Annotated in this window: 22 protein-coding genes and 1 other annotated feature (1 of these 23 only partly in view); of the genes, 2 read left to right on the top strand and 20 right to left on the bottom strand. The window is 42.0% G+C overall.

From position 1 onward, the window contains the following. Positions 1–156, bottom strand: a binding site (T-box leader) (it extends 57 nt beyond the left edge of the window). 81 nt (positions 157–237) lie between these two features. From gltX to M8E35_RS14930, 6 genes are all read right to left on the bottom strand, one after another. After that, positions 238–1,701 carry a glutamate--tRNA ligase gene (gltX, locus tag M8E35_RS14955; RefSeq protein ID WP_252470068.1) on the bottom strand — a complete coding sequence of 488 codons (1,464 nt, stop codon included), beginning with the start codon at positions 1,699–1,701 and terminating at the stop codon, positions 238–240. After that, positions 1,701–2,192 (bottom strand): 2-C-methyl-D-erythritol 2,4-cyclodiphosphate synthase, encoded by a 492-nt coding sequence (gene ispF / locus M8E35_RS14950; RefSeq protein WP_252470067.1) that lies wholly within the window; start codon positions 2,190–2,192, stop codon positions 1,701–1,703. The genes gltX and ispF overlap by 1 nt, the downstream gene beginning before the upstream one ends. Before the next feature lie 146 nt (positions 2,193–2,338). Beyond that, positions 2,339–3,028 carry a 2-C-methyl-D-erythritol 4-phosphate cytidylyltransferase gene (ispD, locus tag M8E35_RS14945; RefSeq protein WP_252469995.1) on the bottom strand — a complete coding sequence of 230 codons (690 nt, stop codon included), beginning with the start codon at positions 3,026–3,028 and terminating at the stop codon, positions 2,339–2,341. Next, positions 3,021–4,199: a PIN/TRAM domain-containing protein gene (locus tag M8E35_RS14940; RefSeq protein ID WP_252469994.1), complete on the bottom strand. Its 1,179-nt coding sequence runs from the start codon at positions 4,197–4,199 to the stop codon at positions 3,021–3,023. Before M8E35_RS14940 ends, ispD begins: the two co-directional genes overlap by 8 nt. Before the next feature lie 61 nt (positions 4,200–4,260). Next, positions 4,261–4,470: a hypothetical protein gene (locus M8E35_RS14935; RefSeq protein ID WP_252469993.1), complete on the bottom strand. Its 210-nt coding sequence runs from the start codon at positions 4,468–4,470 to the stop codon at positions 4,261–4,263. Positions 4,471–4,635: 165 nt separating this feature from the next. Continuing rightward, positions 4,636–5,118, bottom strand: a complete 483-nt coding sequence (locus M8E35_RS14930; protein WP_073032235.1) for a CarD family transcriptional regulator — start codon at positions 5,116–5,118, stop codon at positions 4,636–4,638. A 183-nt stretch (positions 5,119–5,301) separates the two neighbouring features. Here M8E35_RS14930 and M8E35_RS14925 point away from each other — a divergent pair, with 183 nt between their 5' ends. Beyond that, entirely contained in the window at positions 5,302–5,694 is a 393-nt protein-coding gene (locus tag M8E35_RS14925) for a nucleoside triphosphate pyrophosphohydrolase family protein (RefSeq protein ID WP_252469992.1), read from the top strand. 197 nt (positions 5,695–5,891) lie between these two features. Here M8E35_RS14925 and M8E35_RS14920 read toward each other — a convergent pair whose 3' ends face one another. The 12 genes from M8E35_RS14920 to M8E35_RS14865 form a co-directional block, all read right to left on the bottom strand. Then, on the bottom strand, positions 5,892–6,983 hold the full coding sequence (locus M8E35_RS14920) for a sulfite oxidase (RefSeq protein WP_252469991.1): 1,092 nt from the start codon (positions 6,981–6,983) through the stop codon (positions 5,892–5,894). A 289-nt stretch (positions 6,984–7,272) separates the two neighbouring features. Further along, on the bottom strand, positions 7,273–7,449 hold the full coding sequence (locus tag M8E35_RS14915; RefSeq protein ID WP_252469990.1) for a rubredoxin: 177 nt from the start codon (positions 7,447–7,449) through the stop codon (positions 7,273–7,275). Between the two features lie 385 nt (positions 7,450–7,834). Next, positions 7,835–8,929 carry an SPASM domain-containing protein gene (locus M8E35_RS14910; protein ID WP_252469989.1) on the bottom strand — a complete coding sequence of 365 codons (1,095 nt, stop codon included), beginning with the start codon at positions 8,927–8,929 and terminating at the stop codon, positions 7,835–7,837. Between the two features lie 150 nt (positions 8,930–9,079). Beyond that, positions 9,080–9,871 (bottom strand): formate dehydrogenase accessory sulfurtransferase FdhD, encoded by a 792-nt coding sequence (gene fdhD, locus M8E35_RS14905; protein WP_252469988.1) that lies wholly within the window; start codon positions 9,869–9,871, stop codon positions 9,080–9,082. A 29-nt stretch (positions 9,872–9,900) separates the two neighbouring features. Beyond that, positions 9,901–10,431, bottom strand: a complete 531-nt coding sequence (locus tag M8E35_RS14900; protein WP_252469986.1) for a 4Fe-4S dicluster domain-containing protein — start codon at positions 10,429–10,431, stop codon at positions 9,901–9,903. A 6-nt stretch (positions 10,432–10,437) separates the two neighbouring features. Then, positions 10,438–12,528 carry an aldehyde ferredoxin oxidoreductase N-terminal domain-containing protein gene (locus M8E35_RS14895; protein WP_252469985.1) on the bottom strand — a complete coding sequence of 697 codons (2,091 nt, stop codon included), beginning with the start codon at positions 12,526–12,528 and terminating at the stop codon, positions 10,438–10,440. 482 nt (positions 12,529–13,010) lie between these two features. Further along, positions 13,011–13,751 (bottom strand): acyl-CoA dehydratase activase, encoded by a 741-nt coding sequence (locus tag M8E35_RS14890; protein WP_252469983.1) that lies wholly within the window; start codon positions 13,749–13,751, stop codon positions 13,011–13,013. Next, the gene (locus M8E35_RS14885) at positions 13,748–15,016 is read right to left on the bottom strand and encodes a double-cubane-cluster-containing anaerobic reductase (RefSeq protein WP_252469981.1); all 1,269 of its coding nucleotides are present in this window, start codon (positions 15,014–15,016) and stop codon (positions 13,748–13,750) included. Before M8E35_RS14885 ends, M8E35_RS14890 begins: the two co-directional genes overlap by 4 nt. Before the next feature lie 35 nt (positions 15,017–15,051). Continuing rightward, entirely contained in the window at positions 15,052–15,390 is a 339-nt protein-coding gene (locus M8E35_RS14880) for a DsrE family protein (protein ID WP_252469979.1), read from the bottom strand. Positions 15,391–15,775: 385 nt separating this feature from the next. Next, on the bottom strand, positions 15,776–18,172 hold the full coding sequence (locus M8E35_RS14875) for a xanthine dehydrogenase family protein molybdopterin-binding subunit (RefSeq protein WP_252469977.1): 2,397 nt from the start codon (positions 18,170–18,172) through the stop codon (positions 15,776–15,778). Continuing rightward, positions 18,172–18,657, bottom strand: a complete 486-nt coding sequence (locus tag M8E35_RS14870; RefSeq protein WP_252469975.1) for a (2Fe-2S)-binding protein — start codon at positions 18,655–18,657, stop codon at positions 18,172–18,174. Before M8E35_RS14870 ends, M8E35_RS14875 begins: the two co-directional genes overlap by 1 nt. A 2-nt stretch (positions 18,658–18,659) precedes the next feature. Further along, positions 18,660–19,541: an FAD binding domain-containing protein gene (locus M8E35_RS14865; RefSeq protein ID WP_252469973.1), complete on the bottom strand. Its 882-nt coding sequence runs from the start codon at positions 19,539–19,541 to the stop codon at positions 18,660–18,662. A gap of 546 nt (positions 19,542–20,087) precedes the next feature. Between M8E35_RS14865 and M8E35_RS14860 the strand changes: the two genes are divergently transcribed. Beyond that, positions 20,088–21,545, top strand: coding sequence for a sigma-54 interaction domain-containing protein (locus M8E35_RS14860; RefSeq protein WP_252469972.1), 1,458 nt, complete (start codon positions 20,088–20,090; stop codon positions 21,543–21,545). A gap of 193 nt (positions 21,546–21,738) precedes the next feature. Here the strand turns inward: M8E35_RS14860 and M8E35_RS14855 are convergent, their stop codons facing one another. Beyond that, entirely contained in the window at positions 21,739–21,927 is a 189-nt protein-coding gene (locus tag M8E35_RS14855; protein ID WP_252469971.1) for an aspartyl-phosphate phosphatase Spo0E family protein, read from the bottom strand. Between the two features lie 277 nt (positions 21,928–22,204). Further along, positions 22,205–23,611 (bottom strand): DNA repair protein RadA, encoded by a 1,407-nt coding sequence (gene radA, locus M8E35_RS14850; protein WP_252469970.1) that lies wholly within the window; start codon positions 23,609–23,611, stop codon positions 22,205–22,207. Between the last annotated feature and the right edge of the window lie 140 nt (positions 23,612–23,751).

The following is a 23,751-nucleotide window of genomic DNA, read 5'->3' as shown; positions in this document are numbered from 1 at the left end:
CAAAGCTTTAACGCAGCCAATACGGATTGAAATACTCTAAATTTCTTCCAATCAACTCCGAGACGCACTTCCAAATACTCCTTGCAAATGGCTTCCACTACCCCATTCTCGCTAGTCGCAATTCCTCTTTGTACTCTTTCTCATCATCGTCCTAAATCATAATTGAGTTATAAAACTATAGTTTGTATCCCATTATAAGGCAGTCTACAAACTCTGTCAATCACTGCGTTGGCATGTCTAACTTAAATATCTCGCCTCTGTAACCGCAATTCGCCCCAGGACATTCTTAATCCCCAACAATGGGATAATATCATAGAGCTCCGGTCCGTGCATTTGCCCGGTCAAAGCTACCCGAACAGGCATGTAGACAAATTTACCCCCAAGTTTTAATTCCTTTGTCATTTGCTTCAATAGCACTTTTACAGTTTCTCCAGAGAGCAACTCTGTTCCCTGCACTTTCTCCCTAAATGAGGCCAAAACACTAGGAACTTGTTCTCCTTTTAACACTTCTAAAGCTTCACCTTCAGGCTCTAGGGGAATATCGCCATGGAAATAATGGATAAAATCCTTTACTTCAGACAGATGAGATATTTTCTCGGAAATAGCATTAATAAAGCTAATTAACCACTGCTGTTGTTCTGCTGACCGCTCCTCATATGGAAGAATGCCTAATTCATCTATATAAGGCAGAGCCAGTTCTGCTAAGCGTTCAGCTGAGGACTCTTTAATGTAATGCGTGTTAATATAATCCAGCTTATGCCGATCAAAAACGGCAGGACTCTTAGAAACCCGATCCAATGAAAAAACGCTTGTCAATTCATCAAGGGTATAAAACTCTTCTTCCCCTGATGGCGCCCAACCAAGCAGGGCAATAAAATTAACAATGGCTTCTGGAAGATACCCTTTTTGCTGATAGTCTATAACCGCAGTATCCCCATCCCGCTTGCTCATTTTCCCTCCCTCCGTATTAAGAATGAGAGAAATATGAGCAAATTTTGGGGTAGGAGACCCTAGCGCTTCATATATGAGAACCTGTCGTGGGGTATTAGAAAGGTGTTCTTCTCCCCGGATCACATGCGTAATAGCCATAGAAATATCGTCAACAACAACCGCAAAATTATAGGTGGGAATTCCATCTGATTTAACAATAACGTAATCCCCAATCCCGTTACTTTCGAATACAACATCCCCACGAACCTGATCGGGGATATGGATTGCCTGTCCGTCCGGAACACGGAAGCGTACCACAGGCTTTCGCCCTTCAAGCTCTAAGGCAGCTCGTTGTTCTGCGGATAATTGACGGCACTTTCCTAAATATCGAGGAGTCTCCCCCTTGGAAGTTAATGCTTGCCTCTCTTGTTCCAGCTCGTCTTCCGTGCAGTAACAATAGTAAGCGTGCCCACTGGCAAGCAACTTATCTGTATACTCCCTGTAAAGTTCTAAGCGATCCGTTTGACGATAAGGACCATGCTCCCCGCCAACTTCAATCCCTTCATCCCATTGAATATTCAGCCATCGAAGCGCTTCCAAAATGTTATGTTCAGATTCTCTGCTTGAGCGTTCTAAATCAGTGTCCTCACTCCGAACAATAAATGTCCCCTTGTTTTTGCGAGCCCATAAATAATTAAATAAAGCCGATCTTGCCCCTCCGATGTGAAGTGGACCTGTTGGACTGGGTGCAAATCGAACACGAATTTTCATCATTCTTCCTCCACCTTTTTTAAGCTAACAATCGCTTGAGCAGCAATTCCTTCTTCTCTTCCCACAAATCCCAACCGCTCTGTAGTTGTCGCTTTCACTGAAACACATGCTTCTTCGATATGCATAGTACGTGAAAGATTAAACCGCATTTTAGAGATAAACGGAGCAATCTTCGGGCGCTCTGCCATAACGATACTATCTAAATTTCCGACACGATACCCCTGTGACTCAATAAGTTTCATGACATGCTCCAATAAAGCAAGACTTGAAATGCCTCGATATTTTGGATCATGATCTGGAAAATGTCCTCCAATATCTCCTAAGGCCAAGGCCCCTAAAAGCGCATCCATAATCGCATGAACCAACACGTCCGCATCCGAGTGTCCCAATAACCCACGTTCATGTGGAATTTCCACTCCTCCAAGAATCAATGACCGCTCCGCCACCAGAGCATGTACATCATAACCGATTCCTACTTTAATACTTAACACCCCTTCTCGATACTCACGGTTTGAAGTTCGACCGCCTAGCCGATGCGGCAATTCACCGCCTCTTTTCTATAGCAAGCTTACTTTGTAACTCGCATATCATATCGTACCTTGCGCTTCGAATATCTAACATCAAATATCGAGTTGCGCTATCGCCTTTGCGTAAGTATCCGTTCAGCTAACAACAAGTCTTCTGGTGTCGTCACCTTAATATTCTCCTGCATACCTTCTACCATCTGTACAGGATGCCCCATCCATTCTAACAAAGATGCATCATCTGTACCATAGTATCCTACGGAAGCTGCTTGCTGATGTGCTTCTTCCAATATTTCTCGGTCAAAAATTTGGGGTGTTTGGGCGGCACGCAAATAATCTCGCGGCAAAGTATCAAGCACTTTTCCTGCTATGTCAACTCGCTTTACAGTATCCTTAATAGGGACCCCCATAATTGCGGCAGAGTACTCTCGTGTTTCTTCAAGAAATTTATGAAATGCTTGTAATGTTAAAAGGGGCCTCGCCCCATCATGCACCACTATCCTTTGAATAGTAGGACTTAGAGCTCGAACCCCTGCACGAACGGAATCTTGTCGCAGCACCCCACCTATACAGACCGCCGCAACTTTGTGAAACTCCTGATAATAAACAAGTTCTTTAATAACCGAGATGTCACCCTCTGCCCCAACAATTACAATTTCTGAGACAAAATCAGATTCTTCAAAGAGTCTTACCGTATGTGCCAAAATTGGTTTCTCCATCAACATCAAGAATTGCTTGTTGTATCCGGCCCCCATCCGTTTACCTTGACCGGCTGCCGGAATGACGATCCCAATATTAGCCAATCGCATTCACCTCATCCGTCGAACGAAGGCCCATCGGCTTTTTTTCCAAGGTAGCTTTTGGCTTGGCAAAAATCATGCGCCCGGCTGCCGTTTGAAGAACACTTGTCACTAAAACAACAACGTTTTGCCCCATGAACCTCCGCCCCATATCCACAACGATCATCGTTCCGTCATCAAGATAAGCTACACCCTGACCAGGCTCTTTTCCTTCTTTCATGACTTGAACTAACATTTCTTCCCCAGGTAATACAATGGGTTTAAGCGCATTGGCTAATTCGTTAATATTTAAAACCTTAACTCCCTGAAGTTCGGCCACTTTGTTAAGATTATAATCGTTTGTCAACAGAGGCGACCCTAATACTTGTCCTAACCGGACAAGTTTGCTGTCAACTTCATTTATATCATCAAAATCTTGTTCATGAATGTGCACTTTGATGACAGTTTCCTTGGAAATCTGATTAAGAATATCAAGTCCTCTGCGCCCTCGATTTCGTTTTAGTAAGTCTGAAGAATCCGCAATATGTCGAAGCTCCTCGAGCACAAAACTTGGGATTAGCAAGACTCCTTCTAAAAATCCGGTTTTAACGATATCGGCGATTCGGCCATCAATAATTACACTGGTATCAAGAATTTTGTAGCTTACTGACTCTTGGGAACGGCCAGTCTTGCCGTCCTTGTTCTTGTCCCCTTTTTCGGCCTTATCTGCCTTGTCTCCTCGATCACGAAATTTAGGGAAAAAATTAAGAAAACTTAGGACATCTTCTTTCCGTTTCATTCCAATTGTCAAACCCAGATAACCTAAAAACAGACTCAGCAGGACTGCCAAAAGCGGTCCGAAGAATTTGATACTGACAAATGAATTTCCAAATAAACTTGCAATAATAAGTCCAATGATCCCCCCGATGGCTCCACCCATAAGATCATTTGTAGGAACTCTAGTTAACCTCGAATCCATCCAACGCATTAAAGCAATAAAAGAACGGATACTAAAAGGAGCAACTAAAAACCCGATAATGCCAAATAAAATACTCATTATGGCGTATGTCCATACAGGCGACCCATCCCATCCAAGGGTTTTTAAAAAGCCGAGGCTAAAAAGAATATAGTTCAGATAAAATCCTACTGCCCCTAATAACAGAGTGATGATCCCGCGTATCAAATTGCGAATCATCTTTTCACCTCCTTTTAACCTATTTTGACTAAAAGTCTTTCCAATTATACTGTGGATTTCATTATTTTTCAACCAAAGGCAATTTAACCCTTTTTTCTCGACATAAATCTATTTTCCGATCCCTTGCTAATACGACACCTTGCCAGCCATGCCGGTGCTCTAATCTCGTCCATCCTTGGTTGAGTCCTGGCGGTGTTTTAATCTCAACCATCCCTGATGAGTCCTGGCGGTGCTCTAAGTTCAAGCTAATTTGATTTAATACGGGGTTCATGGCGATGCTTAACTCTTGAACGTCCAGTTTAAGTCATGGCAGTTATCTTACAACAAATCCTTGTTTAAGTCTAGCGGTGCTTTCCTCGAATTTATAATTCGAGTAAACGAAATACTTTTCAGCCATGACCTCAATAAGACGCCAATAATTCAATTAACAAAAAATCTAAGCCAAAATCAAAGCAGATGAAAGCCATTGTCTGACAGCTTCTTCTTCAGATCCCTCTGTCAAAACGAGTTCACTTATAAGAATTTGGCAAGCATTTTCATACATCTTTTTTTCCCCAGTAGAAAGTCCTTTTTCATTATCCCTTTGAGCAAGGCTTCGAACAACATTGGCAACTTCGAAAATGTTTCCACTCTTGATCTTCTCTAAGTTTGCCCGATAGCGCCGATTCCAAGCTAAGGTAGCTGCCGTATCTTTAGTCCTAAGCACCTCTAATACGTCTTGGACCATAGTGGGAGAAATAACTTGCCTTAAGCCAAGGTTCTCCACATTGTTCAAGGGAATAAACAACTTCATATTCCCTACTGGTAAATGCATGACATAATATTGGCTTTTTTCTCCAAGAACTTCCCGTTCTTCGATCGACTCAATAATTCCGGCACCGTGCATCGGATAGACAACTTTGTCACCAACCTTAAACATTCGGCCACCCCCTTATCTATTATTATAGCAAGGAACGTAGCCCGGGTCAAAATTTTAAAATTATATCATACAAGTCTTTAGCCTGTCAATTTACCTTTTTTAGCCTTATTACTGTTGAAAATTGACAACTGACCAGCCACCTCGGTATAATAGAGATGGCAGAAAGGAGTGAGGATAGCACACATGGAGCAACTCACTGACCAATTCCAAGACACGGTAAAATCCCTCTTGATCCGGCATCAAAGCATTTTGGATATCTTGTCCAAAGGACAAGAAACTTCAGCGCGTGTTAACCGAGCCGTCGTCAAATCTGTGACTAGTTGTGGTTGCCACGCAGTGAATGCACGCAAGAAACCCATACCCCCAGATGCAAGCCTCGCTGACTTAAAGGAGCTCTTGGACAGCCAACTCGAAGGATTCGTTTGTGATAACTGCCAAGACATAATTGCTGCAGAATTGGGAAAACAACTGTTTTACATAGCGGCTTTAGCTAACGCCCTAGACATTTCTCTAAGCGACGTCCTTTACCAAGAACTCAAAAAGTTGCAAACTCTGACGATTTTCAATTTGACTTAAGCCTTTACCCCTTATGTAAATATGTTTATGTAATTTAGCTCCTGCATTGCAGGAGCTTTAATATTTTCCAAAAACAATAGAATTTGCTCATTCCTAAATTTTATTTCACTTCTTAAAACCAAGAGCAACCAGCTTCTGCCGACTGCTTTTGGAGAGAGTATCCCCTGCCAAAATAGTCATGAAAAACCCGCCTGTAACTAATGGAGGATTTGAGGTACCATAAGCTTAATCTGGTGAATCGAATTATTTCCGTACCCTTTGGCATTCCAGGGAGCCGCCTTAGGCTGAACATTTCCGTAGCTGTCAAAAGCTCTGGCCAATAGGGAATAATGGCCTGGAGCGGTAATATCCCATAAATACTCCCATAAAGTCCAAGTGTATTGCTCATGTTCCGAGCTTGTTAACTGTGCTGAATTCCAAGTCATACCGTTGTCTAAACTTACTTCTACTTTATTAATAGTCCCTTTTCCCGCCCAAGCAAGCCCCCTGACGGTATGTTGACCTAAATGAACCTTTTCCCCTTTAGATGGCCAAGTAATAATAGAATTCACTTTCATTTCAGTTACCGGTACTGCATCATGATAATCACCTTCATTGGTTATGTAGACATAGTCAATTGCTTGAAACGGCCCCTTGAAGGGTATGGATGATGCAGTAATACGCGTGACCCATTTAACATGAGCCATCCCATACCAACCTGGAACAATCAATCTGAGAGGAAAACCATGTTTATGAGGTATTGGCTCGCCATTCATTTTCAAACCCAAAATACACTCCGCTAACAAGGTTCTGTCTAACGACAAGCTTCGCTCGTAGTTGACCGGAGTATCCATATCGGGGCGAATGCCGGAATCTGACCCTGTAAAAATAAGCTCTACGGCTGACCCCTTAAGTTTCGCCTGATCTAAGAGATAAGTTAGGGGCACCCCTGTCCATTTGACATTGCCTACTGCGCCGATCCGCCATTGTTCTCCAGGGACTGGCGGTTCCATAAAAGCACGTTTATTGCCTGAGCATTCCGTCGTTACAAATTTGCTAACCGAAGGCATTTTTTTTAGATCCTCATAAGTAAAACTAAACGGTTTTTCCACTTCACCGCCCAGACCTAAAGCCCATGATTGCATCTGAATCGTCGGATAGGGCAGATGGTTCCGAGCGTAATACATTTCGGTAGGCGTAATCCAACTCAGGATGTTGTTTATCGGGGTTTCCAGATTTTCCGGCATCACTTGCCTGGGTATTAGGCCTGGCTTGTCATTCATTCCTCTGGGCAAATCTTGGTTTTGCATTTTACCGCCCTCTGCTTTCAAGAACTTATTTCGCTCCAATACATACCAAATCACTGCTGACAAGGCTCAGAGCATTGCGCTTGCACTTGACACAATCAATAATATATGGTTTACAATCCACTTTCTTTTATACATTTATACCAGAGGATGGAAATACAGAGTTCTGTCAGCTTAATTCCTTATTACTGCGAACGCAAAAAAGGTACTCGTTTAATACAACGAGTACCTGCAAGCATTAAAATCATTTAATTTAAGCGCATTGTCCTTAAACCAACCAATCTTAATCTATTTACACAGGTTTAAACATCTTTTTACCAGCCCCACATAACGGACATCTCCAAGTATCCGGCAAATCCTCAAAAGGAACATCTTTAGGTATTTTACTTTTCTTACACCCTTTATCTGGATTATAGATATATCCACAACTTGAGATTTGGCATTGCCACATTTTATTTTCTTCGTTCATTTCTCCGCTCACCCCCTTGTTTGATTTTATCATTAATTAGTATGTATTACAATTAAAGAGTGATAATCCTTATCGCAAGAATGCCTATTGCAAAGAAAATCCTTTGACCAAACTCGTTTTCCAGTTTGTTCAAAGGATTAGTATACCATATGTAAACTCCTTGTCTGCAGAGGACTCAATAATTCCAATCTCTATTTTAAGCGCATACAACCATTGCTTACAGGCAGAATAATATTAGTGAACCTCTATTTTTTGAACTAAGACATTTAAAAATAGAACAATCCTGATAAACTGGCGGCCGCCATATCCGGTGGTAAATGAAAACTGCGTGAAAGAACATTGATGATTGCTGCCATAGTAATATCCACATATTTTTATAGAATAACTACTTCTTCGAGTTATCCAAATATCTTAATCTTGGAATAATTTCTTTATGAATATCACAAGTAACAGATTTTCCTGATCTAGTACCGGTCAACAGCAATTTATCATGCGGACATCCTCCCTGACAGGCAGTTTTAGATTCACAAGTCCTGCATTCATCCGGGATGCCTTGTTTTCTATGATCAAAATGAAATATGTCACATAGTATTTTACTTAAAGGATTTGCGTCAAATATTGTTCCAACCTTTAATGAATGGTCTCTAATACATGGCCCTATCGTTCCATCAGGATATACCTTAGCAATCCTTTTCCCACATGGGTATGGAGAAGATTCAATATCCCATGAAGGAATTAAAGTATCCAATAAGAAAGTAGTATTCACATCGTATCCTTTAATAATAAAATTCTCCAATAAATCACATAGCTTGTGATATTTTTTCAACAATCTTTCCTTATATTCAGTATCCGATCCTCTGTATAGATCCGAATTATATCTTAAGCGGTATCCATTTACTATTCCGAATTTAGTAATATCAAGAACTCTCTGTAGGTTATAATCATCCAAAACAGCTACTATTGTTTGACCAATAACATTGGATCTTTCACTAATTATTTTCATTCTTCTCGCTAGTTCTCCAATACCTATATCTGTAATATTAGTTGTCATCCATTGGATAGCTTCAAGATCATCCCAATTCACAGAATCTATTAAATCAGCATTTGTATTAACATATCCTTGCATACCATCCGTATTTTTATAGACAGAATCCATGACTTTCTTAATTCTATCCGTTCTCAATAATGGTTCCCCACCAAGAAAACCAATGGAGTTTACTTTAACGTTATTAGCTTTCCAGACTTCTGGAATCCACTCCAATAACCTTGAGAAGGTATTCTCATCCATTTCCATCGTATTGTCATTACCAACTTGATTAAAAGAATAACAATAGTTACATCTTCTTGTGCACTTGTATGTTAAAAATAGGAGGAACCAAAAGAAGGGTAGTTTCTCCCAATTGCCTTCTCCCTTCAATCTTCCATCTTCTATAGAATACATTCTTTTTAATTGTTTAGCATGTTCTGTTAGTTTTCTCACAATTACCTCGCCTTTCTTTATTCTTTCTAAAAATAGACCGGATGGAAAATGTTAATAGATGACAACTGGTTGCGGTCCGGTCCGATGCGATGGACCGCTTCGACCAGTATCATGAACTGTGAGGGAACCGGCGGGATAAGCTAGCCACACTTAATTTGATAAGCAGCTAAGTCGCTCAGGGTGGGAATACACCACCAGGCGGCTTCCACGCGCATGCCCAACCAGAGCAATACCTAGATCGCTTGCCAACAAAATGGCGCTCTTTGTCGGCGCGTGTCGCGAAACAACAATTGGGGCCTGCATCTTTGCCGCCTTGAGCAGCATTTCCGAAGAAATGCGACCAGTGCTCAGCATCAACCGATCTCTGGGTGATATACCCCTCAACAGACATTCGCCCTGAATCTTGTTCAAGGTGTTATGCCGTCCGATATCCTCAGCCACTACCAGCAAGTTCTTGGTATCAGACAGAGCTGAGGTGTGCACGCCGCCACTAAGCGGATACAGCTCCATCTGCTCTTCCAACTGCTTCATCAGTGACAGCACTTCCATTGGTGTGGATATAAGATCCGAATCAACCTTCTGCCCCTGAGTTTTGAAAACTGAACTGCCACTGCATCCAAGTTTCCGCCACGTTGGCAATTCATAATCGAGGTTGCTCAGCCTCACATCGGCCAGCGATTCCTCAAGACTCACCCGCATACTCGCCACATCGCCGAGGCCTGATATAATTCCCTCTGCGTAAAGGTATCCGATGACGAGATAATTCAGCTTGGCTGCAGTGCACAGGATAGTGACCATGGCCTTCTCATTTACACAGATTGTCAGCTCCATCTCTCTAGGCACGTAAACTTTGGTCCTGACCCATCCCTCGTCCGAAAAACGATCACATACTATGTCCGCTGCCACACCCTGGATGTCTAATATGCCAATCTCTTCTTGCATGTTTCGCTCCTTCGTCTCCTCTTAATGTTTTAACTCTTCTGGGACATTCGGGCGATGGTATCCACCAGCTTTTCTAAGCCATGTTTGTCCACTAATGATTGCAATCCGAGCTCCATCTCGCCCAGTTTCACTTCTTCTTCGACTTCCTCTTCCCTTTCTTCGAGAGTCAGAACCTTATTTAAGCACCATTCAACACAGAGCGGCTGTTCTTCACCTTCACACATATCACATCTTAACGGGAGGCCGGAATCGGGCTCTATGAATCTGCCCCTGGCTGAGCAGGAAGCCTTGCAGAAGGAGCACTCATCGTATTCCTTTCCGTCAATCACATACTTTTCCCTGCCCATGCATTGGGCTGGCGTATTCTCACCCGCGAATACGGGAAGAAATATATTTTCTAGTCGGTGAGTAATCACATGAATACGAGCCCTTGCCGGATTATTGCTGCTGAATCTCGGCGTAGCGTGACCAGCGGAGCAGACTACCTCACAGGTTCGACATCCATTGCACAAATCTGCATTAATCTTGATCGTTCTTATTTTCTTCTTAATCGTGGCCATCTTTTATCATCCCTCTTTTCTCGAGACGTGATCATCGGGAATATAAAAGTCCGACTGACCGTCCTGCAGATAAATTGAGCTTTCTTCTCTCGAGACGTTATCATTGGGAACATAAATCAGATCTGGGTCGTCTTTTAATATCCCTCTCTTCTCAAGATCGTCTGCAACATAACCAAGATCTAATTCCTCTAATCTTTTTCTTGTCGGAATCGCGTCCATATTCCATCCCTTGAAGTTATAATAATACGATAAGAGTTCGTATTCGTACTCTGGAAATCTATGCTTCCAATGGTCTTTCGGCGGCGCCTCATCTTTCCTTCTCAGGCCTCTCCGATTTTGTAGTGCGCGGTGTAAATTCCGGCTCCGATTAACTATTTTCCTTAGTCCGGCTTCATCTAGATTCAGCCCGGTGGCTGCATTAATGAAATTGCAGTAATTGTGGATATGATAGGCAGGCTTCAAGCAAAATGATCCCATGCCGCAACAAATCCCAAGGGCGTCATCAATGTTGTGCAACAGCTCCATCCAATCCACAAGTTCAGCGGATATTTCTTTAGTAGGGTAAAATGGATTGGCGAATTCTCCGCGTGGTTCCCAGTCCAGGAAATATTTCTTAAACTTTTCATCCGGAAGATGGGGCCAGTCCTTAACAAACTCTTCTCTATCCGCCATTTCTCTAAAAGGCTCCTGGGGCCAATTCCCTTCCATTTGGGTAATGCTTACCTTCTCGTTGGTAGAATACATAAGGTAATAAAGGGGATCCATCATGCCCAGTTTGACACACATCTGCTCATGTTTCTTAATATTATTATGATCATACTTCCCTTCTGGTAAGCCAAGCCTTTGGCATGCCCCATAACAGCCGTCGGCCAGTAGATCTCCGACTCTTCCTTCCCGGCGGGCCATTTTGTCAAGCAACCAGAAAAATGTCCCTGCTATATCGCTTGGGCATCCTTCCCAATCCTCATCAGTAAAAATGCCGTCTTTACGAAGTTCAACACCCATGGCCAAAATTTGCGGGGTTGAAAATGAGTCAAACCCATACTGAAAAGCAGGCTCAAGGATTTTCCAATTAAAGCCCTGTTCGTCTATTTCAGCTGCAAACATATAGGAAAGTTTCGAGAAGCATTTCGCCATGTATCTTGGCGTATCCTCATGGGTAATTAAGGCTCCGCATTGCTGCGGACAGTTAAAGCAACTTATGAATCGCTTTGTTGCTTTTTCTTGAACCTCCGTCCATTGCTTATTGATTGCGTCGTTCCAGAAGGTTTTTCTCCGTCTGCGCGAATTTCCCCAAGCGAAACCTTGAGTATGCCAGCTCTCATCAATAACTTTCATCGCCTGTGGCGACCCAACCCCGCAATGAATAGTCATTATGTTTTTGTTCGGAAGGGGATTATGATTGCGGTGATCTATCCAATCCGCCAATATCTTCAACTGCTTCATAAATTCAAGCCCATCAGCAAGGTAAATATCCTTTGTTCCACGAACAGCAATCGCCTTAACGTTTTTGTCTCCCATAACGGCGCCGGCGCCGCCCCGGCTGGCACTCGACTTGGATTGCTCAATGGAAGCCACGAAACAACGATTTTCGCCGGCCAAGCCGATAGCAGACACCTGGGCATCCGGCTCATTTAACTCTTCTCTTATTAGGTCTTGAACTTCAAGCGCGCCTTTCCCCTTCAAATGAGTAGCATCACGTATTTCTACTTTGTCATTGTTTATATAGATATACACAAGCTTTGGGGACTTGTTGCGCATGATTACTTTGTCATAACCGGCATACTTCAATTCCGACGCCCAAAATCCCCCTGCCATTGGATAACACAGTAACCCCGTCTGTGGAGAAATAGTGGTAACCAGCATACGATTCGCGCTGAAAGTAGGTGTGCCACATAAAAGACCTGCGCTGAAAATCAGTAGATTTTCAGGATCAAATGCTTGAGTCTCAGGAGGAACCCTATCGTAATGGATCTTGACGTCCGTACCCAGGCCCCCCAAATGAAGTTCCATTAATTTCGGGTCAGTTTCTACCTTCTCAATGTTTCCTGTGGCTAGATCAATTTCTAAGTTATATCCTGACTCTGCGTATCTCATTTTCCAACCCCTTTATATATTTTTTCCACACAATTTAACCGGCAATATTTAGTTTGTTAAACATCCTCCTTTTATATTTCGATTTAATTTAATTTAATTTAGTTTGTTTTAGATAGTTTTTATTTGTTTTAGTTTGGTTTGGTTATATACTTGCAAGTACAATGCCACTATATAAACTCTTTCCCTATTTGAGTATTGATTAGCTGAAATTAACGGTCTAATTGTCGAAATCAAACGGTCAACGGTATAGTACCAGATAATTTATTTGAAAATTTTAATAATTTAAAATATAATACCACTGCAAAATTGCAGTGGTATTTATCAATATATGCAAAAAGACTTCTTAATCAGAGCTTGTGTCAAGTCATAATTGCATCTAGATGATGCAATTATGACTCAATTATTCTTAGCAGTTACTAATATAATCCTGAAGGCTGCAGAGAATAGCACCTGCTATCTTAAGCAAGTGCTATTCTCTGTTGTTATGCTAGTAATGCAGCACCTAATGATGCAGTTAATTCGGGATCCGACGGTATCACGATCTTCCCTTTTAACTCTCGTTCGAGAAAGTGGACTAAGAGACTGTAATGGGCGCCTCCCCCAGTAAATATTAGACATTCAGGGTGTCCGACAGACTCTACAAAATTGGCAAGACGTTTTGCCGTACTTTTGAAAAGACCAGCAATCACCTCTGGTTTTGGAATCCCCTTAGCGAGCATAGTAATGACTTCAGATTCCGCGAAAACAGTACACATGGAATTGATGGGCATTGGCTTAGCTTCTGTGGCTAACTCCATCTCCATAGAGGTTAGATCTAATCCCTTAAGAATAACATCTAAAAAACGCCCGGTTCCGGCAGCACACTTGTCATTCATAATAAATTGAACGACTTTGCCTTGCGCACTTTTCTTGATCACTTTAGCGTCTTGTCCCCCTAAATCCAAAATGTAGGCATAATCCGGAAAATAGACATGACATCCTCTAGCTTGACAGGTGATTTCCGTAATTACCCGGCCCTCCGGAAAGTTTACCCGTCCGTACCCTGTGACCACAAGTTTTTTAGGTTTTTCTCCATGTTCTTCGACATAGGACTTTAATAGGGTAATACCCGCTTGGACGGAATCGAACCGAGAAGGTATGACCTGGTTGTAAATTCTTTTTCCGTTTTCAAGCACCACCAACTTTGTGTTAACCGAGCCAAGGTCTAACCCAGCCTGTTTCATGCACGAATCATCTCGATTAAAGCCTCGATACGCGTTAAGAGTTGCCCCTGATCTTCATCCGAAAAATCACTTTCCAGCCGTAGGAAGGGAATTTCTTTCTTCTCCATTTCTTTACCCACAAAATAACTTTCTACTCCATAGGTCTGACAGAACTGAAGAGTAAAATCAATGACGGCGTCGGCTTTTAAATTGTCCGCCATGAAAGCTATATCTTCCATGCGTCCTTGATTCGGGGTAAAGCAGGCACAATTCACCTTTAAGGGACGCTTAGCAATATTGGCGAGCATATCCGATATGTTGTCCGCCGGCTCAGTGATATCCTTATAGTAACGCTCTCCTGTGCAAGTTTCTTCCCCTACCACAACAGCTCCAGCTTGTTCGATTAAGGCGTGCAACTTCCAAGCTGGAAGCGGCTGTGGTGTTCCCGTTACCAGAATCCTTGGCGCATCAACGGGTGCAACTCCGCTCCCCTCTTTAACCCTCACATCGAGTTCATCACATAGAGCATTGACTTGAGCGGCAAAACGAACCGGATCATCAAAGAATGAAAGTTGATTAATTAAGAGAACATCTAAACCGTGAATCGGAGCAGGGGTATGTTTTCTTAAGTTTGCTAACCTTTGAAGTGCTTGACGTTTATTATTAATCGTCTGAATTGCCTTAGCTAGATTTTCTGGGGTTATGGTTACCTTAGTTTCTCGTTCAATGAAGGATGCAAATTCACGCACCTCTTCTTCCCATAGACGTGTGTCTTTAGCGTCTTTCTTTTGGGGGAGGTCCATTACATAGGTAGGAATATGTTCATTAAGGATCTCCCACGCCTTCTTCTTGCCGTCGCAGGTCGTCTCCCCAATAACCCAATCAGAAACTTGAAAGTACGGACAAATTCGGTCTAATTTGAAACCCATAGTCGACTTAATCAACGGACAGAGGTTGCGGGGCAAAACTTTTTCCCCTGAAGAAACGGTATACTGAGCCCCAGCGCATAGTCCGATATTGGCACTCCCTGTTGCAACGATGATCTCCTCCGGAACATATACGCAAAAGGTTGAGAACACCTTAGCGCCAGCTTCTTTCATAGCATAAAGTTCATGCACTCGAATCCCATGCACATCTCCGACTACCATATCGAAATACCCCATAGCTTTAGGTCGATTGGGTCGATCTAGGAATAGGCTCGTAAAAATCGCTGGCACAGGGGCCAAAAAATCATCGTGTTTCTCTAAATCCATACCCAAGGCTGTCCATAATTCTCTATTATCCATTCTTTTATCCTCCCCATTCTCCTAAGTTGTCCTCGTTAAATATGTATCACTTTATCGCTTTCATGCATAACGGCGATAATCTCAGGCATAGTTGAAATCTCTCCAACCTCGATTTTATCTTTGATTCCGTAATAATCCAGACAGGTCACACAAGCCAATAGCGTAACGCCAGACTCCTCTGCTAAAATCTTAAGGGCATCGAGAGCAGAAAATTCGGGCAACAAAAGCTGCACCCCTTTTTCGAGGAAAAGAATATGGGTTGGTTTTTCGGCAGCCTCCAAGAGTTTCAAAAAGAAGCTATGCATCAGGCGTCTTCCTAATTCCGGATCTTGATGGCCAATGACATCTGAGCTAATCAAGTAGGTAAAGGACATTGAAATCTCTCCTTTATTATAACTTTTTGTTTATGTAATACTATCACTAAATGCACATGTTATAAAGATCCAAATTAGATATTTTTCCAATTTCCTTCCAGTCCGTTAATAGCCAAGGACTCATGGAGCACATAGGACCATTTTCTTCTACGCTTTAACTTCTAGAAAACTTATCCAACGCTAAGCCACAGGCGTTGGCCACGAATGGCGAGAAGGGACTGCTGTCCATGGATGCCGAGAAGGACCTTCTAGAAAGTATGTAACGCAAATTATGCTTTCTGAGTAATGCAAAAAAGAGTAATGGTGAATGCAAACTAGCATTTTACCATTACTCTATTGTCAAAGTGTATTAAAATTGAAATTGCCCTTGCCCACTCACACCCCCTTACAACTCACCCTCTTTTTTATCCTTTAACGCCTTTAATACCATTTCCGGGGTAATCGGCAGGGTGTAAAATCTTACGCCGATGGCATCATAAATCGCGTTGGTAAGAGCAGGGAAAGTAGGTTGAACAGCTCCTTCACCTGTTTCCTTAACCCCAAACGGAGCTGAATGGTCATAACTTTCTACTATGTTAGTATCCATTTCTGGCATTTCCATAGTAGTTGGCGTCTTGTAATCGTGGAAGTTTGGGTTTAAATGTTTACCACTGGCATCTAACTTTTGATCTTCGTAAAGGCAGGCTCCTATATTAAACATAATGGACCCTTCTACCTGTCCGTCTACACACATGGGGTTAACAGGTGTACCACAGTCACCGGCTTCAGTTACCTTCTTCACATAGATTCGGCCAGTTTCCACATCCACTTCTACTTCGTGTACTTGGGAACTAAAACCGAAAGTAGGAGAGTGACCAATATTTGCGCCCTGAACCCGATTCCCGCTTATGATATCAATTCCCTTGCGCCTTGGTGGAGAAAAGTTACCCATACCAACCAATGTCCCATTGATACTGGTATAGACCTCAATAGCCTTTTCCCACGAGATCCGTTTCTTGATCTCATACATTGAATATATCTCATGATTTTTAATCACTAATTGATCGGCCCGTACTCCAAGCATTCCAGCCGCGGTTTCTTTTAGACTTTGATTAATTTCTACGCAGGCCATCTTGATAGCCGCCCCGGCTGCATAAGTTAGACGGCTGGCAAAGCTCCCTAAATCAAAGGCCCCTATTTCTGTATCTCCCGACTGAACATGTACATCTTCGTATTGGATACCAAGTTCTTCGGCTACCATCTGGGCCATAACAGTATTACACCCCTGACCGATCTCCGCAGCCGCACAAAGAAGGGTAACCCCTCCCTCTGTATCTACCCTAATCATCACCGTAGTGTGCGGCTTATAATTTTGATAAAGAGTGTAGGCTGTGCCGGTGATATAATAACCACCCGCCATTCCAATACCTTTCCCAAAAGGTAACTTGCCCTGTTTTTCCAGGAAACCTGATTTTTTAACCGCTGTCTCAAGGCATTTCTTAAACTCGGAATGCGGTACGAACATATTATTAATGCAGGTATGTCCCGATTCGATAGCGTTTTTTAGTTTCAGTTCGTATGGGCTAATTCCCATCATTTCAGCCATTTCATCCATCAAGCACTCCAAAGCCCACCGAGGTTGAACCCCGCCTAGACCGCGCATGGCCCCAGTGCTGGGTTTATTAGTATAAACACTTCTTCCCCGAAACCGGGCGTTAGGAACCTTATAAGGCAGATGTATCATTGATGCAGTGTAAAACAACACAACGATCCCCCAGCCAGAGTATGCACCTTTGTCCAATGTATTGTCAAAATCTACGGCTTGAATATAACCATCCTTATCCAAACCCATTTTCACCTTCATATGGCATGGATGCCGGCCTTTGTTCGTATAAAATACTTCTTGGCGATCATAAACTACTTTAACGGGCCTGCCTACCTTCCTTGATAACAAGCAGGCTACAAATTCTGAAGGCGCTGCTTCTCCTTTGCCGCCAAAACCACCGCCGATTGTAGGAAGTGTAACCCGAATTTTGTTCATGGGTATTTCTAACACTATCGACATTTGTCGATGCAAGTAGTGGGGAATTTGACTGCTGGCCCACAAATGCAGTTGACCGTTTTGGGTATCATAACTGGCTAGGGCTGAATGCGGCTCGAGAAAGCCGTGTTGCGGATAGTTAGTATGAAACTCTCTTTCTAAAACATACTCACACTCGGCAAAGGCCTTATCCACATCGCCATAGACCTGCTCCCCTGCATGCATTATATTACCCTTACTATCTTCATGGATAAGCACTTCTTGGGAGCGTTCCATGGATTGAAAAGGATCGAGCAAAACCGGCAGAGGCTCATATTCGACTTCAATCAATTCAAGAGCAGCTTCGGCGGTTTCTTCATCCAGGGCAGCAACAGCAGCCACACCTTCACCATAGAAACGAACTTTCCCAACGGCTAGGACAGTCTCATTGGCTGCCTGTGGAACGATACCCCATTTGTTAGGAGCTTCATCTCCAGTAAGGACTGCCAGAACACCCGGCAACTTCAGAGCTTTGCAGCAATCAATCTTTTTAATGATCGCATGGGCGTACGTGCTACGCTTGATTTTCCCATAAACCATGCCGGGCAGTGTCATATCTCCTGTATAAATTGCTTCACCCTTAACCTTGATAGGGCCATCTATCCGAGGGACACTTCTTCCCACCTGGGTATATCTTTTCTCATCCTGGCTGGAGGGTACCCCTTCGAGGTTCCAGCCTTCTGGAGTCAGATTCCATTTTGATTTTAAAACTTTCTTCTCCATTATTGCACCCCCTCTTTGGACCAAACCTTAGCCGCCGCTTCAACTGCTTCAATTATTCTCTTATAGCCGGTGCAACGACAAATATTGCCACTTAATTCGTGTTTTATATAATGCTCGGTTGGATCGGGATTCCTGTCCAACAGCGCCTTTGAGGACAAGATCATACCCGGTGTGCAAAAACCGCACTGTACGGCACCATGATCGACGTATGCCTGCTGAATCGGATGAAGCTGACCGCCTTCCTGCACCAGGCCTTCAATAGTGGTAATTTTTTTGCCCTGGCTGGCAATAGCAAGTTTAATACAAGACAACTCAGGTTTGCCATCAATTAACACGGTGCAGGCTCCACAGTCGCCATCCCCACAGCCTTTCTTGCTGCCTGTAAGGCCTACTTTATTTCTGATGACATCGATCAGCAAATCTCTGGCATCAATGGCTACTTCATAAATCCTATCATTGATATCTAATTCAATCAGTTTTTTCATCACTATACCCCCTTCGCATCGGTATAAGCCTCTTTAATCAACCTGCGTGCCAGTACTTTGACAATTTCACGGCGATATTCAGCAGATGCTCGAATATCATCAATCGGTTTAGCTTCACCTTGGGCCGCCTCAGCAGCCTTTTCGATCAGTTGATCACTAAGCTTTTGCCCTACCAAAAGAGCAGTAACTTCCTTTGATACCAAAGGCCTTGGATATACAGACCCCATCACAAGCTTTATATTTTTAACTTTTTCACCATCATCTTCCAACTCTATAGTTACAGCCATATTGACACAATCGATTTCCATGGCATCTCTGCGTCCCATGTAGGCATAGCGGCATGCTGATTTCAGTTTAGGTTCCGGCAGTACGAACTTTGTTAACATTTCTCCTTCTGCAAGGTCCAGTACTCGGACGCCTAAAATAAATTCTTCCAAAGGCAGTTCTCTCTCCCCCAAAATACTGCTAAGCACCACTTTCGCGTCCATTGCCACTAGGGGTGTCGGGGTCTCTGCTGCCGGAGAAGCATTACAAGAATTACCTCCTAAACTAGCCATCTGCCTTACCTGAGATGAACCTACCTCACCAGCTGCGTATGCAAGAGCAGGGTATTTTGCCTGAATCGCCTCTGAAAATTGAATCTCAGCCAACTTAGTATTTGTTCCGATAACAGCACCTTTTCCTTGCTCACAAAAAATTCCTTTAAACTCCTCTACCCCATTGATGTCGATTAGATAGTCGGGGCTAATTGCCTTTGCCTTCATCACCACCATTAAATCTGTGCCCCCGGCGAGTATTTTAGCCTTACTTCCCAAGCAGGCAACCAATTCTAGGGTTTCCGCCGGCGTTTTTGGCGCAAAATACTCAAAGTGATTCAAAAACATCTTAGAGCAACCTCCTCTTTTTGTTTAAACTTGGACATTGCAGCTGTATTTCACTAGGCAAAGCCGTTGTATTAGACAACATATTTGCCGGCTTTCCGGTAAATAATTTTATGTTCAAGTGTGAAATCCTCGGGTGTAAAAATATCTTGTGTATTAGTTTGTCAGAAAAGGAATCTTCTTCCTTTGGGTAAGTTCCCTATTTTTGCTCATCTCACTTTCATCGGAATATTTATGAGCTTGACTATCTAATCAATGAATACCCCCTCCGTCATGTTTTTCGAATTAAAATTCTAATTATTCAGTATATTCAACTAAGTATGCAATTATTGTGCCAGAAAAGCATACTCGTCCTTACCCCTTGCTGCAATTAATCAGAGGGATCTAGAGGCACACATAAAATTATCGAGACAATATACCTTTGTTTAAATTGACGGATGGTTGTACAATTTGATTTACAACAAAGGGATTGAACATGATATAATTAGAATATATTGACTATTTGATTAATTAGTCTATTCTGGCAGTATCAAATAAGGGGTGAGATTAATGAGTCACGTAGAAGAAACAATTAGTCAAGAACTGCTAGAACATCTTCGGAAGCGAAATGACGAATTAGAGCACCAGAATAGGGACCTTTTAGGGATGCTTGAAAACTCTTATGATGGTCTGCTTATAGCCGATAATGAAAGTAGAATTTTATATATCAATCCCTCGATAGAACGAATTATGGGGCTTAAATACCCCGATTCAATTGGTCAAACAACAAGAGAGCAGATTGAAAAGGGAATAACTGACGTCAGTGCAACGTTGAAGGTTATTGAATCCGGCCAGAAAGAAACTGTAGTGATTAACACGATTAATGGCAAGATTGCTCTAAGTACTGGTGTTCCAAGTTACGATAGTAACGGAAAAATCCACAGGGTCTATTGTAATGTGCGAGATATCACGGATTTAAATCAATTAAAGCAAAAACACCAGCAAACTCAAGTGCTTGCCTTGAAATATTTAGCAGAGCTGAATCAACTTAAAAAAAGTAATAACTCGGAGATTATCGCCCATAGCAAAGAAATGCGCAAGGTTATTGATTTGGCGTATCGAGTAGCTAATGTTGACAGTTCGGTGCTGCTGCTAGGCGAGTCTGGAGTAGGAAAAGACTTAATTGCTAAAGTAATTCATAAGGCAAGCCCGCGTAATGAAGCGGGTTTGTTTTTAAAAATTAATTGTGGGGCTATTCCTGAGAATCTTTTGGAATCCGAGTTATTCGGATATGAAACAGGGGCCTTTACCGGAGCCAGCAAAGAAGGTAAAGCGGGATATTTTGAATTTGTCAATAAAGGCACACTTTTTTTGGATGAAATAGGGGATTTACCAAAAAACATGCAAGTCAAACTCTTGAATGTTATTCAGGATCAAAAAGTAACCAGGGTGGGCGGCGTTAAGCCAAGAGAGATTGATGTGCGGATATTGGCTGCCACCAATAAAAACCTTGAGGAAATGGTTATGCATAGACTTTTCCGTGAAGATTTGTATTATCGATTAAATGTTTTGCCCATCACAATTCCCCCCTTGCGAGAGCGAAGAGAAGACATACTTTTAATTGCTCAACATTACGCGGATCATTTCAACAAAAAATATAATCTCAATGTGAAATTCAGTAAAGAAGCGATTGAAATCTTGTCAAAATATGATTGGCCGGGTAACGTGCGAGAGTTGACTAATTTAGTTGAGCGCTTGATCATTATTGCTCAAGAAACAGTGATAACTCCCGAACACATCCCTTCTAAATACCATTCAGCTTATGAACCTCTAACGCTAGAATATAATTATCAAGCGAAGACACTTAATAATGCTATGGAAGAATTCGAAAATAAATATATCGCTCAAATGATTACGCACTGTGGGAGCAGGGAAGAAGCAGCCGTACAGCTGGATATCAGTTTATCTAGTCTAACAAGAAGGATAAGAAGACTAAGAAGGTCAAAATTGACGTTCATAAATGACTGATAAAAAGGTTCTTGGACAAAAAGAATTAGGGAGTAAGTAAAATAAAAAGCCCCAGAATATACCAAACCTTTGACCGTCCTTCAATATTTCAAACTTGTCCTTTTGCTTTTATCCATAGAAAAAAGGGCTGTTTCAAAATACAAATGTAAATTTCTATTTTGAAACAGCCCTTACGTTTAGCTTCGATAATCTTTTATAGATTTCTATCAAATTTGTCTTTCTTTCCGTTTGACAAACTATTTACTTCATTTAATAGTTTGTCTAATTCACGGCTAATAGTAACTACTTCTTCAGAAGTAAGTTTTTTAAATGTAGCCAGCTTATTCAGTTGATCGCGTTTCGTTTCAACGGCATTTAGTAAGTCCTGTAAATCGCCCCTCATCAGACCACCTTCCTCAACGTCCAAAAAGACAAGAGATTAGGGGTATTAGTTACTCTGCCTTTAATAAATTAAGATACTGGGGATGACAATTGAAATTACTAGGAATGCCAATATTAAATTGAAAGCACTAACAACTACTATTTGCATCACCTCTAAATTTAAAATTAATTTATATCTTTAAGAAAATTCTATTATAATTATGTCTAAAGAACAAGGGCATATAAACACTAAGTAAGGGTAAATTTAGTTAAATTTGTCATACCGATTCATCCATACTTTAGTCCCTAATAAAATCAGTTTCTATCTTTGACACTGTTCTCATATTTAAATCCACAATGACCTCATACAAAGTGTTAACCTCGATAATTTCGAGGTTCTTAAACCTCGAAGAATCTCTTAGCGTATTTTTTGCTATATAGACTCGCTTAAAACCCATTCTGTCTATTTCCCGTATACGCGCCTCAATTGAAGGAACTTTTTTCAATTCTCCGGTTAAGCCGACATCCGCTACAAATACAGTATCATTGGGAATGGCTTTGTCTTTAATAGAAGAAACAATACACATGATAATAGCCAGGCTTGCGGATTGTTCTTTGAGCTGAAGACCACCTGTTGTTTTAATGACCACATTTTTATCGTATAGGTTGATCTTTCCTCTCTGTTCCAAGATAGAGATAAGGGTGTTTAATTGATCTCTTCTCAAGCACTCTGCAATTCTAGAGGGATAGGGAGTAAAAGACTTGGATACGAGACTTTCTACTTCCGCAATAATTGGGCGTGTTCCTTCTTTGATCACAGTTAAGGCGCTTCCTGAAACTGTTTGTCCCTCGCCCCTTTGAGTCATAAAGAACTCTGACGGGTTATCGATGGACAGCATTCCTTGTTCAGTCATTGAGAAGAAACCTATTTCACCTGTACTTCCGAATCGATTCTTCGAACACCAAGCTCCCCTTAATTCTTCCCCATTTTCTCCGTTAAGAATTAACACAGCGTCGACCAAGTGCTCTAACGCACGAAGTCCCGCGATTTCATCGTCTTTAGTCATTTGCCCTACCATAATCACGGCCCTTGGACGACTGTTATTTTTCGCTATTTTTAGAAGTTCGTTGGCGCACTCCATTGTTTGGATAGGTGAACCTGGTCGGGAATTATGTTCTTCAAGGGTGAACGTCTGGATACTGTCAATAATGATCAAATCAGGATCAAGTTCCTCAATTGAGGTTAAAACATGGTTCATACTTGTATCTGAATATACCCATATGTTACTCTTGCTTCCCTTGAGAATTCTGTCAGAGCGATTTTTGATTTGACTGTCACTCTCTTCGGCCGAAGCATATAAAACCTTGTAGCCCTTATTAGCAACATCATCTGCTACTTGCAAAAGCAAAGTTGATTTTCCTGCACCTGGCCGTGCTGTTAAAATAATGATTGAATCCTTGACGATGCCTCCACCCAAGACTCGGTTGAATTCACTAATGCTCGTCACAATTCTATCACTATTGCCAGGTAAAACCTCAGATAACCTCTTAGGAGATGTTCTTCTCTTGCTTGTCGAAGACGTCGTTTTTAGTTGACTCTCTGATTCTTCAAACGTATTCCATTCCTCGCATTTTGGACACTTTCCTAACCATCTTAGACTTTCAGCTCCACAATTAGAACACCGATAAATTACCTTAATCTTCATCTAACGCCCCATTTCCCATAACACTATCTGATGCCTGGAATAATAATGTGCTTCTAACATTAACCATCCCCATGCCTAATATTGCAGGGGCAATTCATAAATTGCCCCTGCATCCCTTGACAAATATCTGCGTGTTTTAA

This window comes from Desulfosporosinus nitroreducens (assembly GCF_023897015.1).
Lineage (GTDB): Bacteria > Bacillota > Desulfitobacteriia > Desulfitobacteriales > Desulfitobacteriaceae > Desulfosporosinus > Desulfosporosinus nitroreducens.
Note: the sequence above shows the minus strand (reverse complement) of the source record. Positions and strands in the feature narration are given on the sequence as shown.